16 protein-coding genes are annotated in these 13,296 nt (G+C 71.2%); 3 read left to right on the top strand and 13 right to left on the bottom strand.

Features of this window, described 5'->3' with window-relative positions; all coding sequences use genetic code 11:
- Positions 1–153: 153 nt before the first annotated feature.
- Together VET29_RS12230 and VET29_RS12235 are read right to left on the bottom strand one after the other, a co-directional pair.
- Positions 154–1,461 (bottom strand): erythromycin esterase family protein, encoded by a 1,308-nt coding sequence (locus VET29_RS12230; protein WP_324919270.1) that lies wholly within the window; start codon positions 1,459–1,461, stop codon positions 154–156.
- The gene (locus VET29_RS12235) at positions 1,458–2,225 is read right to left on the bottom strand and encodes a MerR family transcriptional regulator (protein WP_324919272.1); all 768 of its coding nucleotides are present in this window, start codon (positions 2,223–2,225) and stop codon (positions 1,458–1,460) included. The genes VET29_RS12230 and VET29_RS12235 overlap by 4 nt, the downstream gene beginning before the upstream one ends.
- A 182-nt stretch (positions 2,226–2,407) precedes the next feature.
- Between VET29_RS12235 and VET29_RS12240 the strand changes: the two genes are divergently transcribed.
- Positions 2,408–3,229 carry a hypothetical protein gene (locus VET29_RS12240; protein WP_324919274.1) on the top strand — a complete coding sequence of 274 codons (822 nt, stop codon included), beginning with the start codon at positions 2,408–2,410 and terminating at the stop codon, positions 3,227–3,229.
- A gap of 53 nt (positions 3,230–3,282) precedes the next feature.
- Positions 3,283–3,870, top strand: coding sequence for a hypothetical protein (locus VET29_RS12245; protein ID WP_324919276.1), 588 nt, complete (start codon positions 3,283–3,285; stop codon positions 3,868–3,870).
- On the opposite strand, the gene VET29_RS12250 is transcribed toward VET29_RS12245, so the two are convergent.
- Positions 3,821–4,426: a carboxymuconolactone decarboxylase family protein gene (locus tag VET29_RS12250; RefSeq protein ID WP_324919278.1), complete on the bottom strand. Its 606-nt coding sequence runs from the start codon at positions 4,424–4,426 to the stop codon at positions 3,821–3,823. The genes VET29_RS12245 and VET29_RS12250 overlap by 50 nt on opposite strands.
- Complete coding sequence (locus tag VET29_RS12255) at positions 4,419–5,261, bottom strand: SDR family NAD(P)-dependent oxidoreductase (protein ID WP_324919280.1); 843 nt, start codon at positions 5,259–5,261, stop codon at positions 4,419–4,421. Before VET29_RS12255 ends, VET29_RS12250 begins: the two co-directional genes overlap by 8 nt.
- Positions 5,262–5,535: 274 nt before the next feature.
- Here VET29_RS12255 and VET29_RS12260 point away from each other — a divergent pair, with 274 nt between their 5' ends.
- Complete coding sequence (locus tag VET29_RS12260; protein WP_324919282.1) at positions 5,536–6,294, top strand: GH12 family glycosyl hydrolase domain-containing protein; 759 nt, start codon at positions 5,536–5,538, stop codon at positions 6,292–6,294.
- Here VET29_RS12260 and VET29_RS12265 read toward each other — a convergent pair.
- From VET29_RS12265 to VET29_RS12305, 9 genes are all read right to left on the bottom strand, one after another.
- Positions 6,291–7,130, bottom strand: coding sequence for an NAD(P)H-binding protein (locus VET29_RS12265; protein WP_324919283.1), 840 nt, complete (start codon positions 7,128–7,130; stop codon positions 6,291–6,293). The genes VET29_RS12260 and VET29_RS12265 overlap by 4 nt on opposite strands.
- Before the next feature lie 76 nt (positions 7,131–7,206).
- Positions 7,207–8,028, bottom strand: coding sequence for a hypothetical protein (locus VET29_RS12270; RefSeq protein WP_324919285.1), 822 nt, complete (start codon positions 8,026–8,028; stop codon positions 7,207–7,209).
- The gene (locus tag VET29_RS12275; protein ID WP_324919287.1) at positions 8,025–8,945 is read right to left on the bottom strand and encodes a DMT family transporter; all 921 of its coding nucleotides are present in this window, start codon (positions 8,943–8,945) and stop codon (positions 8,025–8,027) included. Before VET29_RS12275 ends, VET29_RS12270 begins: the two co-directional genes overlap by 4 nt.
- Positions 8,945–10,312, bottom strand: coding sequence for a TrpB-like pyridoxal phosphate-dependent enzyme (locus tag VET29_RS12280; protein WP_324919290.1), 1,368 nt, complete (start codon positions 10,310–10,312; stop codon positions 8,945–8,947). Before VET29_RS12280 ends, VET29_RS12275 begins: the two co-directional genes overlap by 1 nt.
- A gap of 49 nt (positions 10,313–10,361) precedes the next feature.
- Positions 10,362–11,024: a transglutaminase-like domain-containing protein gene (locus tag VET29_RS12285; RefSeq protein ID WP_324919292.1), complete on the bottom strand. Its 663-nt coding sequence runs from the start codon at positions 11,022–11,024 to the stop codon at positions 10,362–10,364.
- A gap of 55 nt (positions 11,025–11,079) precedes the next feature.
- Positions 11,080–12,222 carry an acyl-CoA dehydrogenase family protein gene (locus VET29_RS12290; protein ID WP_324919294.1) on the bottom strand — a complete coding sequence of 381 codons (1,143 nt, stop codon included), beginning with the start codon at positions 12,220–12,222 and terminating at the stop codon, positions 11,080–11,082.
- A 22-nt stretch (positions 12,223–12,244) separates the two neighbouring features.
- Positions 12,245–12,619, bottom strand: a complete 375-nt coding sequence (locus tag VET29_RS12295; RefSeq protein WP_324919296.1) for an ectoine synthase — start codon at positions 12,617–12,619, stop codon at positions 12,245–12,247.
- 30 nt (positions 12,620–12,649) lie between these two features.
- A complete protein-coding gene (locus tag VET29_RS12300) occupies positions 12,650–12,895 on the bottom strand; it encodes an acyl carrier protein (RefSeq protein WP_324919298.1) in 246 nt (81 codons plus the stop codon).
- A gap of 6 nt (positions 12,896–12,901) precedes the next feature.
- The coding region (locus VET29_RS12305) for an AMP-binding enzyme (RefSeq protein ID WP_414636486.1) at positions 12,902–13,296 on the bottom strand (395 nt) is incomplete at its 5' end.

Consider the following 13,296-nt stretch of genomic DNA (forward strand, 5'->3'; position numbering starts at 1 on the left):
CGTCACCGGGAGTGAGGGGTGCCGGAACCCCCACTTCGCCGGGTTTTCGCGGGTCGGCCGCGAGGTGCCCGCCGGTCGCGGCCGGACGAGGACGGCAGGTGGTCACTGCTGGTAAATACCGCCGGGTGCCGGCGTCCTCCGCGCCGCGGCGGGTCAGGACGGTGCGGCGCCGGGCGGGGCGGGGTGACCCAACACGGTGTGCCATGGGCTCACCCTGTCGACGTAGACGACCGCGTCGAACGCGGCCATCGGGTCGACGGGGGTCGGCTGGAGGCCGGTCATGATCGTCGCCGGGGCGGCGAAGGCGTCCGCGACGGGGCCGGTCGCGGGGACCGCACGCAGGTCGAGCAGGTACCGCGGGAGCCCGGCTGTGGCGAGCAACGCGTCGAGGCTGCCCGGGTCGGGGGAGTCCAGGTCCTGCGTGAAGACCTCCGTGTGGCCGGGCGGGCCGTCCGGGACCGGGCGGTGCAGGAACAGCGTGCCGCCGCCGAACGCGCTCGCGATGACGACCATCCGTTCGCCCAGCGACGCGGCCAGGTGCTCGCCGAGCGCGGTCATGCCGGCCGGCATCAGGAGCGGTATCGAGAACGGCCAGCGTTGCACGTGCCCGTTGGCGGCCGTCACCACGATCCGCTCCTCGCGGCCCAGGATCCATTCCACGTTCTCGGCCATCGCGGCGTCGCGGATGTTGGCGCCCGCGTAGGTGCGGTGCGGCGCCGCGGCCATCGCCTGCAGGAAGGCGTCGGTGTGCCGGGCGGTGGCGGCGCACCGCAGGGCCGTCTCGTACCGTTCCCGGCCGGTCGCGGCGGAGTAGACGACCCGCTGCGCCTGCATCCGCTCGGCCAGCGCGCCGATCCGGGCCGTCAGCTCGTTCCGGACACGCGGGTCGAGAGCCAAGTACGCCCCCAGCGCCGGCGCGGCCCACGCCAGGCCGGTGCGATCCGCCGGCAGGTAGTCGAAAAGCGGTGCGAGCTCCCGGCGGAGGGACTCTGCGTAGTCGCGGTCGGCGTCGTCCAGGAACGTGAGGCAGGCGTCGACGGCGGGCCGTGCGGACGCGGAGGAGTCGGACACGTCCATGCCGTAGAACCGGACCGTGTTGGCGCGCAACCATTCCAGGTGGTCACGCAGCTCCGCGCACTTGCCCATGTGGTAGGTGACTCCCCGGTCGAGCAGGTCCGCCGGGTCGCCGGGCCCGCCGAGGACCCAGTCGTGCACGGCCAACCCCTCCGGGAAGCCGGACTCCATGACGAACGCGGTGAACCCCAGCTCCCGCACCAGGAACCGGGTCAGCCGGTGGCGGAGCTGGTAGAACTCGTGGATCCGGTGGGTGCTCTCGCCGATGGCCACCACTCTGGCGTCACCCACGATGTCCCGCAGCGGCTCCAGGTCGCTCAGGTCGTCGTCGGCCGGGTCGAGCGTGCGGAGCGGGTGTGCGTTGTCCCGCAACCATCGCGTGATCACGACCGCGCCCGCTGGAGGTAGGCCACGATGGCCGCCATGTCACCGGGCTCCAGCCAGTCGACCTGGTCGCTGAGGTGGCGGCCGATCCGGTCGCCGTGCCGCGCCCACATCGCCTCGCTGCTCGCCTCGACCTGCCGGTCGATGTGTAGCCGGCCGGTGCGCAGGGACGCCGCGATCCGCTGCCACCGGGTGGCCAGCGCGCCGACCTCGGGATCGTCGGCCGGGGTGCCGGCCGCCAGGTGCCCCTTCAGCTCCCTGAAGATCGTGAGCCACTCCGACCGCATCGCGTCGACCGTGTCGTCACCCAGCTCGGCGCGGCGCTCCGCCAGCGCGTCCCGCTGCTCCGCGGACAGGCCCCCGTACAGCTGTGCGGTCAGCTCCAGCGTCTCCAGGAACCGCGCGGGCTCCGGCATGGTCTCGCCGTCCAGCTGCGCCACCAGCCCCTGGACCCGCCGGCTCAGCTCGTTGACCTGCCGTGCCCGCACCTCCAGGTCGGCCAGCTGCGCGTGGAGCAGGTCGCGCAGGGCGGCGAGGTCGGAGGTGCCGCGGGCCAGCACCCTCGCCACGTCCTCCAGCGACAGGCCGAGCTGGGTCAGCGCCCGCACCCGGTACAGCCGGCGCACGTCGTCCGCGGTGTACCGGCGGTGCCCGGACGCCGTCCGCTCACTGGCCCCGACGAGGCCGATCTCGTCGTAGTAGTACAACGTGCGGATCGTGACACCGCTGGCCTTCGCCAGGTCGCCGATGCTCCAGTGCTCGTTCACGCCGCGAACGCTAGGACCTCCCGTCACGGGAGGTTCAAGTCCTGCGGACCTGTGGCCACCGATCCGGCCAGAGGTCAGACCACTGGCCGGTTACCGGCGGAAGCGCCGCGTACCCGGGCGGTGGCGGTGGAACGAGCGTGTTCGGCGGAGAGCCACGCGGTGACCAGGATACGGTTGCGGGTATGGCTGGGCGGGTGTGGACGTGGCTGCTCGAGTTCGAGCCTGCGCGCGAGGCGATGCGGCGCGAGGTGAAGGTCGCGGTCGACCTGGTCATGGACGAGACCGAGGACGCGCAGGCCAGGCTGCGGGAGCGGCACCGGACGGCGCTGGGCCGCGCCACGCGGGAGACCGACGAGCTCCGCGCGAAGGTGGCGGAGATGACCACCGCGAACACCTCGCTGCTGGGGGACAACGCCGCGCTGCGGGGCCAGGTCGCGGAGCTGGAGGAGTCCGCGCAGCGGGACGTGACGGAGCGCGCGGAGATCACCCGGCTGCTCATGCTCGAACAGGAGACCGCCGCGACCCGCCAGTGGCAGGGCGCGACGACCGACGTGTTCTGCTGCCAGTCGTGCTGGGCGTTCTGGTTCCTGAGCACGACGCCGGACCGGATGAGCTGCGTGGTGCGTGGCCCGCACGGGCGGCACGACGAGGCGTGCACCGTGTGCGCGGACCCGGTGGTGGTGCTCCCGGCGGCGAAGAACGTGATCCTGCGCCGCGGCGCCGAGGACCGCGTGCCCCGCCCCGGGCCGGTCGAGGAACCGCACACCGAGACCACGCTGGCGAACGCGGAGCTGGCCGCGATCGCGGACGGCCTGGTCCGGCTGCCGAAGGTCGCGAGCCGCACGGTGGCGTGGGTCGCCGCGGACCTGGCCGGGTCGCCGGAGCTGCCGGCGAAGGTGCTGACCGGGATCGCGACGCGCACGACGATGCCGGTGCCGCTGGACGGCATCGTGGCGGGGATCCGTGCCTTCGTCGAGGTGGGGGCGCCGAAGACGGCGTCGTGATGGGACGTTTGGCCTATCCCGCGGCGGGTCGCCGTGTGCTTTCATCGGACGCCGTGGATTGGAACGTCACCAAGAGGGTCGATCCCTGGCTGATTGACAGGATCTTCGACCGGGCGCTGGGCTGGGCGGTGCCGGCCGACGCGGCGCCGGTCGTCCGCGGCCTCGCACCCGACGGCAACCCGACCTACACCGTGACGGTGGGTGAGATCAACGTGATCGTGTGGGAGATCCGGGACGGGGGCGACGGGGACGTCCGCGACGCGCCGGCCGGCCGGCTGGCGGCCCGGGTCGAGTTCCTGGGGATCACGATCCGCGACCCGGCAGCGCTGCTGACGGACGGTGACCGGTGGACCGGCCTGCCGTCGTGCGGGCTCAACGCGGCGGGACAGCCGACGCTGAACACGGCGTTTCCCATCTCACCGTCGTTCCCGGTGGACCTCGCGCGGCGGCAGCTGATGGTGTGCATCGGGACGCTGGTGATGCAGGCGCAGCTGCTGCTGGACACGTGGCGCCGCAACTCGGGAGCGCCGCCGCGGATTCCCGTCCCCGCCAGGACGACCGGCGTCCCCGACCGGAGCAGGGCGACGGGCATCACGGCGGTGGTGGGGGCGTTTCTCGGGGCACTTGCCGGGTCCGGCTGACGCGCCCGCGGGGCTGGTCGAGGGGGAGCCGCAGGGTGGTGATGGTGGTGGCGAGCAGCTCGTAGTGGCCGGCGAGCAGGCAGATCTCGATCGCGGCGCGCTCCGGGAAGTGCGCGCGGAGGGCGGCCCAGGTGTCGTCGGTGACGTCCCGGGCGTGGTGCAGCTCCTCGACCGCCTGGAGGAGGACCTTCTCGCGTGCGGCCCATGGCGCGGAGGACCCGGTGCGGAGGTGGTCCAGCTCCTCGTCGGTGATGCCGGCCCGGCCCGCGAGCCTGCGGTGGTGGTCCAGCTCGTAGGCGCAGTCCCGCGCCGTCGCGACCCGCAGGATGACGAGCTCGACCTCGCGCCGCGTCAGGACCGTGCCCCGCAGCAGCCGCGACGAGAACAACAGCCAGGCGCGGAAGAGCGGCCGGTGCCGCCCCAGCACGAGGAACAACCCGAGCGGCCGCAACCCGAACCGCCGCCCCAACACCCGCGCGACGAGCTGCGGGAGCAGCCCGGTCTCCCGGAGACGCCCCGGGCGCACGCGCGGCACGGTGTCGCCACCCTCACTCACCCGGCTGCCTCCGTCCCTGCTGTGGCGTCGTGAACGGGACGTCCTCGTCGCGGGCGATGCGGACCGCCTCCGCGACCCCGCCGCGCAACCGGTGTTCGACCACCCGCTGGACCACACCCCGGATCGGCAGCACCAGCCGCACCCACCTCGGCGCCACGATCTGCCGGGCCCGGCAGGCCATCCCGCGTTCGAGGGCGTCGATCGCCACGGCCAGCGGCGCCGCCGACGTGATCGGGCCGCCGCCCGTGAGCGCGCCCAGTGCCGCCGTGCCGAAACCCCTCGTCGTCATGTCCGTGTCCAGCTCCGCGAAGTACGCCACCCCCACCCGTGCCCCCGTCGGCGCCAGCTCCGCCCGCAGCGTGTGCCCGAGTGCCGCCGCCCCCGCCTTCGCCGCGCTGTACGCGCCCATCAGCGGCGGGTGGACCGCCGCCGCCAGCGACGCGATCACGAGCGCGTACCCGTCCGGGTGCGCGATGTGCGCGCCCGCGAACCGCAGCGTGTGGTAGGTCCCCAGCAGGTTGACCCGCAGCGTCTCCGTCATCACCGCCGGGTCGCCGCCCACGATCGGCAGCTGCCGGGCGATCCCCGCGTTGGCCACCACCACGTCGAGCCCGCCCAGCTCCGCGACCAGCTCGTCCACCGCGCGTTCCACCTGTGTGGGCGAGCCGACGTCGCACTCCCGCCACGGCGCCCCGCACCGGGCCGCGACCTCCGCCAGCGGTGCGGGCTCCAGGCCGGCCAGCGCCACCCGCGCGCCCCGGCCGGACAGGCGTTCGGCGAGCGCGGCGCCGATCCCGCGCGCCGCGCCGGTGATCAGTACGCGGGGAGAGCCCATTGGGGCACGCTAGCCCGCCGACGGCCGGCAGAGCCAGCTTTTGTTGGGACGCAACAAAAAATCGCGCGACGACCAGCGTCACGGCAACACGAGGCCCCGGCGGCCGGGCCCGGTCCTTCTCGTGGAGGAAACCGGGGACGTCCCCCATCCAGGGGATGGCCGCCGCCGGCTCGTGTTGCGGCATCGGTCCGGGTGGGTGACGATGGAGATGGTTTTGGGAGCGCTCCCATTACCGAAACTTCCATGAAACCCGCCGAAATACGGGAGTGTCGCAATGAGGCGTCTCGTCCCCGCCGTCATCGTCGCAGGTCTGGTGGCCGCCGTGGTCTCCGTGCTCGGGGCACAGCCCGCGAGCGCGGCCACGATCTGTGACAAGTTCGGCTCCACCAGGATCCAGAACGGCCGCTACATCGTCCAGAACAACGTGTGGGGCGCCGACACCACGCAGTGCCTCGACACGTCGGACAGCGGCTTCCGGGTCACGCAGGCCAACCACAACAAGCCGACGAACGGCGCGCCCGCGTCCTACCCGTCGGTGTACTTCGGTTGCCACTACGGCAACTGCAGCGCCGGCAGCGGGCTGCCCCGCCAGGCCAACACCAGCGCGTTCACCGCGCTGCGCACGAGCGTCAGCATGTCCTACCCCGGCTCGGGGGTCTACGACGCCGCGTACGACATCTGGTTCGACCCGACCCCGCGCACCAACGGCCAGAACACCGGCGCGGAGATCATGGTCTGGCTCAACCGCCAGGGCTCGATCCAGCCCGTCGGCTCCCGGATCGGCTCGGTCGGCATCGCAGGCGGCACCTGGGACGTGTGGTTCGGCAACATCGGCTGGAACGTCATCTCCTACGTCCGCACCTCGACGACCTCGACGACCTCGTCGCTGAGCTTCGCCGTCGACGACTTCTACCGCGACGCCGTCGGCCGGGGCTTCGCCCAGCGCGCCTGGTACCTGACCAGCATCCAGGCCGGCTTCGAACCCTGGGTCGGCGGCGCCGGTCTCGCCGTGAACAGCTTCTCCGTGAACTAGGCGTAGTACCGCGCGAAGTCCAGCGCACTGAAGGCGGGGCGGCCGGCGAACCTCGGCACCGTGTCGTACACGGGGATGACCAGTTCGCCGGTCGCAACCCGCTCCAGCGCCTCGGCCAGGAACGTGCCGTAGTCGGCGCCGAAACCGCGGGCCACCATCAGGTCCACGAACTCCGGCGCCGTGACCGGGGTGTACCGCACCGCTCTGCCCAGGCCCTCCGTCAGCGCCGAGGCCACCTCGTGGTGGGTCAGCGCCGCCGGACCGGTGATCGGCAGTGGACCCGTCGGGCCGTCCGGCGCCATCGCCGCCACCGCCACGGCCGCGACGTCCCGGGCGTCCACGAACGGGATGCGGCCCTCGCCTGCCGGCAGCCGCAGCTCACCCGAGGAGACCATGCCCGCGAACGAGCCGTGCGTGAAGTTGTCCAGAAACCACGTCGGCCGCAGCGCGGCCGTCGTCACCGGCAGCCCGGACAACGCCTCCTCCGCCAGCCGCAGCGGGCTGTCCGGCTCCGCCTCCGTGACGTCCAGGCTGGACAGCAGGACCACCCGGCCGACCCCCGCCGCGGCGACCGCCTTCAGCAGCGCGGGCGTCCGCTCCGGCGCGCCCGGATGGTTGAACGGGATCAGCACGTAGGCCGCGTCGCTGCCCTCCGCCGCCGGCGCCCACGTCCGCTCGTCGTCCCAGTCGAACAGCTCCTGCCCGGGACGGCGCCCGGCCGCCCGCACCCGCCAGCCGCGTTCGGCGGCGTAGCGGGTGACATGGCGGCCGGTCTTTCCAGTGGCGCCGAACACGGTGACGGTCCTGCCGTCCCGGAACTCCACGCCTGTAGTCACGTTGGGCCTTTTCCTTCCGGTTCGACACGCACCCGTGGCCGGGGCGCGTCCCGTTCTCCTCAGGGGCGGCCGCGCCTCACGCGGCGGCCGTCCCGGTCGCCAACGGTAGCTCGAACAGCCTCCCGTAACCCTCCGACAGCGCCGGCACGCCGCCGAGCCGCAGCGAATACCACAGCGCCGCCTGGTTCGACGTCACCACCGGCACCCCGAGGTCGGCCTCCAGCGGTGCGATCGCGTCCGCCGCCAGCAACCCGTTGCCCAGCACCGCGACCCCGTCCGCGTCCGCCGGCGCCAGCATGCGGACCTGCCGGTACAGCTCGTCCGCACGGACCTCCTGCTGCCCGTTGGCGTCCCACACCTGCCACGGCTCCTTGTCGTGCCACGCCGGGCCCAGGTCGTAGCGGACCAGCCCGGCGGGCGCGAGGCCCGCGTCCCGGAAGTACCCGAGCGCGTGCTGGGCGATCAGGTCGTTGAACCACGGCGGCGCCACGAAGAACGGCCGCCGTACGCCCGTCGCCGCCAGCGCGGCCCGGACGGCCCCGGCCGCGGTGGCGACCCGGCAGCCGTGCGCCTTCTCGCTCGCCACCGCCGCGAACGCGTCGTCGAAGCCGAGGCCGCCGAAGAAGCTTCCGGTCACGAAGCACAGCGTGATCGCGTCCAGCCCGATCCGGCCGAGGTGGTCGAGCCCGCGCGCGATGTCCGGCGACTCGGCGACGGTGCTGGCCGGGTCGTCGCCGTAGCTGCCCGACCCGTGCTGGCGCGGGCTCGCGAACCGGGCCGCGTGCACGGTCACCCCGGGCGGCGCCATGGCCTGGAACTCGACCTCCGGCACGGTGTCCTTGTCGATCACGAGGATCCCGACCCGCGCCCGCCAGCCGACCGCCGGACGGAACATCATGCCACCTTCTCGATCGGCTTCGCGGCGGGCGTCACCGGCTTGGCCCGGCGCGACAGGCGGTTCTCCGCGATCGCGAGCCCGGCCATCACGGTAAGCACGCCGGCCAGCATGTTCCAGGTGATCCTGTCGCCGAGCAGCGTCGTGCTGGCCACCGCGCCGACGACCGGTACGAGGTAGTTCACCGAGGACGCCGTCGCCGCGCCCAGGTCGGTGATCAGCCGGAAGTACAGCACGTACGCCGCGCCGGTGCCGAAGAAGCCGAGCAGCAGCACGCTCGCCACGACCGGCCACGAGAAGGACGGCGTCTCCCAGCCGAATGCCGGCAGCGTGACCGACTGCAGCGCGAGCGCCATGATCACCTGGCCGCAGGCCTGCGCGACCGGCGACAGCCCGTGCGGCACCAGGAACTTGCGGATGTACACCGTCTGCGCCGCGTAGCTGCACGCCGCGGCGATCACGGCCAACTGGCCGGTCAGCTCACCGGACGCGCCCTCCCACGGCGCCACGATCAGCGCCACACCGGCGAAGCCGAGCAGGAACCCGTACAGCTTGCGCCTGCTGACCTTCTCGGACGGCAGGAACACGGTCACCGCGGCCAGCGTGGCCAGCGGCAGGACCGCGATCAGCATGCCGGCCATGGCCGCGCTGGTGTGCTGCTCGCCGTAGCCGAGCAGCAGGAACGGGATCACCATGCCCAGCGCGGACGAGACCGCCAGGTGGCCCCACACCTTGCCGACCTTCGGCAGGCTGATGCTCCACAGCAGCACGATCGCGATGAGGAACACGAGCCCGAGGCCGAGCCGTCCCAGCACGAGCTGGGTGGGGGACAGGCCTTCCAGCGCGGCCTTGATGAAGGTGTAGCTCGTGCCCCAGATCGTGCCCAGCAGCAGGAACTGCACGACGTTGACGCGACTCATCACTGAACTCCAGGTAGTTCGGGAATGCTGGCCAGACCGACGGCCAGGGACTCCTCGCTCACCGAGTCGTCCGGCAACGTGCCGGCGGCGAAGCGCTGGTAGGCCCCGAGGTCGAAGTTCCCGTGCCCGGTGAGTCCGAAGAGGATCGTCTTCTCCTCGCCGGTCTCGCGGCAGCGCACCGCCTCGTCGATCGCCGTGCGGATCGCGTGCGTGGCCTCCGGCGCGGCGAGCACGCCCTCGGCACGCAGGAAGAACACGCCGGCCTCGAAGGCGCGTTTCTGCGACTCCGCGACGGCGTCCATGTGTCCCAGCTCGACCACCCAGCTGATCAGCGGCGCGATGCTGTGCGCCCGCAGCCCACCGGCGTGCACCGGCGGCGGCACGAAACCGTTGCCCAGCGTGTGCATCCGCTGCAGCGGCGTCATCCCGCCGGAGTCGGAGTGGTCGTAGGCGATCCTGCCACGGGTCAGCGTCGGGCACGCGGCCGGCTCGACGGCGACCAGCCGCACGTCCCGGCCACCGGCGAGCTTGTCGCCGAGGAACGGGAACGCGAGGCCAGCAAGGTTGCTGCCGCCGCCGGCACAGCCGATCACGATGTCAGGGTAGTCGTCCAGGAGCTCCAGTTGGCGCTTCGCTTCCTGGCCGATTACCGTCTGGTGGAGGCAGACGTGGTTCGCCGCGCTGCCGCGGGTGTAGCCGGTCTCCGGGTTGTCGAACACGATCTGCAGCGCCTCGGACTTGGCGACCGCGAGGCTGCCCGGGTGGTCCGGGAACTCGGCGAGCGTGGCCCGGCCCGGCGCGGTCTCCGTGCTGGGGCTGGGAATGCACTCCGACCCGAACGTCTCCATCATGGTCTTGCGGTGTGGCTTCTGCTCCGCGGACACCCGCACCTGGAAGACCTTGGCCTTCATGTCGAACAGCGACGCGGCGAACGCGATCGCGGCGCCCCACTGGCCCGCGCCGGTGTCGGCGACGACCATGCTCTTGCCGGCCTGCTTGTTGTAGAAGACCTGTGGCACCGAGCTGTTCGGTTTGAAGCTGCCGGTCGGCGCGTCGCCTTCGTACTTGTAGTAGATGCGGGCCGGAGTGTTCAGCTCGCGTTCCAGCCGGCGGGCGCGGAACAGCGGGGTCGGCCGCCACTGGGCGTAGATCTGGCGCACCTCCTCCGGGATCGCGATCTCCCGCTCCTTGCTGAACTCCTGCTCGACGAGCGCGGGCGCGGTCGTGCGTAGCATGTCCTCCGGCGTGATGGGCCGGCCCGTCTTCGCGTTGATCGCGGGCGCCATGGGCGGTAGGTCGGCGGCGATGTTGTACCAGGTGCGGGGCAGCTCCTGCTGCGGCAGCTGGTAACGGATCTGTTCGGTCATGACCTCTCCTCGCTGGTTTCGGTGCGCCGGAACGTTCGGTGGGCTCCGTTCACCTGGCGACTCCGGTGGCGAGCAGCGCCCGCTGGTCGGCGGACTCCTCCTCCAGCGAGCCGGTCGCGGTCTTGGTGTTGCTGGCGAACAGCTTCGGGTGGTGGGTCTGGAACCCGCCGATGACCAGGTCGTACGGGAAGTCGTCGAACTCCCCGTGCCAGCGGACGAACTCCATGTGCTGGCGGCCCTCTTCGTCGTAGGGGTGGTAGACGGCGTCGGAGTGGCCGTCGAAGTCGAGTGGCCTGATCTTGTACAGCCGGCACAGCGTCTTGGTGAACACCGGCGTCGCCTTGAGCCACGTGCCGTTCAGGTACACCTGGGTGAGGCTGTGGAAGCGGAACAGGTCGCCGCCGACCAGCTCACGCAGCCGCGGCGAGGCGAGGTGGTTGCGGACGTCGCCGTAGGTGACCCGGCTCGGGATGCCGATCGCCCGCAGCGTGGCGGCGTAGACCAGTGCCTTGTGGATGCAGAAGCCGAAGCCGCGGTCGATGATCGCGCTGGCCTTCATGCCCTCGCGGGACAGGTCGTTGCCGTACACCTCGTACCGCAGGCCGTCGCGCACCGCGAAGTACAGCTTGACCGCGTCCTCGACCGGGTCGCCGGCACTGCCCTCGAGGGTCTTCGCGATGAACGCGCGCACGGTCTCGGACTCGTAGTCCATGAACTCCGTGGGCTGTAGGAGAGTTTGCAGGTTCTCGGACACGGTGGTCCCTTTCCTAGTGCGTGGGAAGTTTGAGCATGGCCGCGATGCGGCTGCGCTGGATGTCGGACGTGCCCGAGTAGATGGTGCCGCCGACGGCGTTGCGGACGTCCTGCTCGAGGCCGTACTCGGCCATGTAGCCGTTGCCGCCGAACACGTTCACCGCGGCGATGGCGGTGGACAGGTTGGCCTCGCTCGCGACCAGCTTGGCGATCGACAGGTCCGTGGTGATCGTCTCGCCGCGCTGGAGCTTCTCCGCGGTGTCGTACAACCACTTGCGGGCCGTCTCGGTCGCGATCTTCATGTCCACGATCCGGTTCTGCACGGACTGGTTGGCGCCGATCGGCCGGCCGAACTGATGGCGCTCGTTGGCGTAGGAGACACAGCGCTCGATGCGGTGGGCCATCTCACCGGTGTTGACGACGAACGAGAGCAGGATCTCCCACTTCATCACGTGGTCGAGGATGAGGAACCCCATGCCGCGCCGGCCGATGACGTTGGCGTCGGGCACGAAGCAGTCGTCGAGGAAGACCTCGGCCATGGGCGAGGTCTTCATACCCATCTTCGCGATCGGCTGCCCGATCGACAGACCGGGCGAGCCGACGTCCACGAGGAACGTGGTGATACCGAGCGGGCCGCCGTTCGGGTCGGAGCGGGCGTAGACGACGATCACGTCCGCGATGGGGGCGTTGGAGATGAACGTCTTGCTGCCGGAGAGGACCCAGCCGCCGTCGACCTTCTTCGCGACCGTCCGCATCGCGAGCGCGTCGGAGCCGCTGCCCGGCTCACTGATCGCGTGGGCACCGATCAGCGAGCCGTCGCAGATGGCTGGCAGGTAGCGGTCCTTCAGCTCCTGGGAACCGAAGCGTGCGAGCGGTACGCCGGTGCTCACGATGTGGGTCGTCGTGGAGAAGAGCAGGCCGCCGTCGCGGCACCCCTGGCCGAGTCCTTCCAGCACGAACATCGTGGTGACCAGGTCCTGTCCGAGCCCACCCCACTCCTCGCCGAACGGGAGGCCGAGAATGCCCGAGCCACGCAGCAGCTTCCACGCGTCGTGGGAGAACTCGCCCCGTGCGTCGCGTTCGATGTGGCCTTCGTTGATCGTGTCGCAGAAGGGTGCGATGCCGTCACGAAGCTCGTGCTGCTCTTCGGTGAACATGGTCACCACTGTCTTTCCCTTCCTAGTATGCCGACGAGCGGGCCGCGTCCAGCGAGTGCACCTCGTCGCCGCGCAGGGCCGGGGTGAACATGCAGATCAGCCGCAGGTCGCTGTGTGGGGAGGCGATCAGGTAGTGCGCGTCGTGCTGGTCGAGCGCGTACATCACGCCCGGCGTGATCGGGTGGGAGTTGCCGGCCATGTCGACGACCTCGCCCTCGCCCTCCACGCAGTAGCACGCTTCCAGGTGGTTGCGGTACTCCAGCTGGGACTTGGTGCCCGCGTTCACGATGGTGTCGGTGAGCGTGTAGCCCATGCCGTCGGCGGCGGTCAGGAATCTGCGGGAAAGGCCGTTGCCCCACTCGACGGTCTTCGCCTCTTCAATGCCGCGGACAATCATGTCGGTTCTCCTTTTCCTGTGGTGATCCCGTTATGACTTCGCCGACGCGACCAGCGCGTCGATGTTCTCGACCGTCCGGAAGTTGTCCGGGGACAGGTCGAGGTCCTCGATCGAGACGTCGAACTCCGCCGCGATCCAGTCCACGACCCGCAGCAGCGCGAGGCTGTCGATGACGCCGTTGCGCAGCAGGTCGTAGTCCGGGGGAAGGTCGCTCGCCTCGACGTCCGGCAGGAACTCCCGGACGATGTACTTCGTGATCGTCTGTGTGTTCGACATGGTGGGTCACCTTTTCTGGGAGTTGACGAGAAACTGCCGGTCGACCTTTCCGGTCGAGGTTCTCGGCAGCGGGTCGGGTCCGATGTGGAGGGTCGAGGGAACCGCGGCGGGCGGCAGCCGCTCGGCCAGGAACTTCTTCAGCACCAGGCTGTTGAGCTTGCAGCCCTCGCGGCGGCGCACCACCACGTGCAGCCGCCGGCCCGCGTGCACGTCCGGCACCGCGACCGCCGCCGCCTCGACCACGCCCTCGGCGGCGAGCACGACCTCCTCGACGTGCTGCAGGTACACCTGCTGGCCGCGCACCTTCACCCGGAAGTCCGCGCGTCCCTCCAGGAAGTACTCGCCGTTCTCGGTGCGCCGCACGAGGTCGCCGCTGCGGAAGTACTGCTCTCCGTCGTCGA

Origin of the sequence: Actinophytocola sp., from assembly GCF_035634895.1 — a bacterium.
In the GTDB taxonomy this organism is placed as follows: domain Bacteria; phylum Actinomycetota; class Actinomycetes; order Mycobacteriales; family Pseudonocardiaceae; genus Actinophytocola.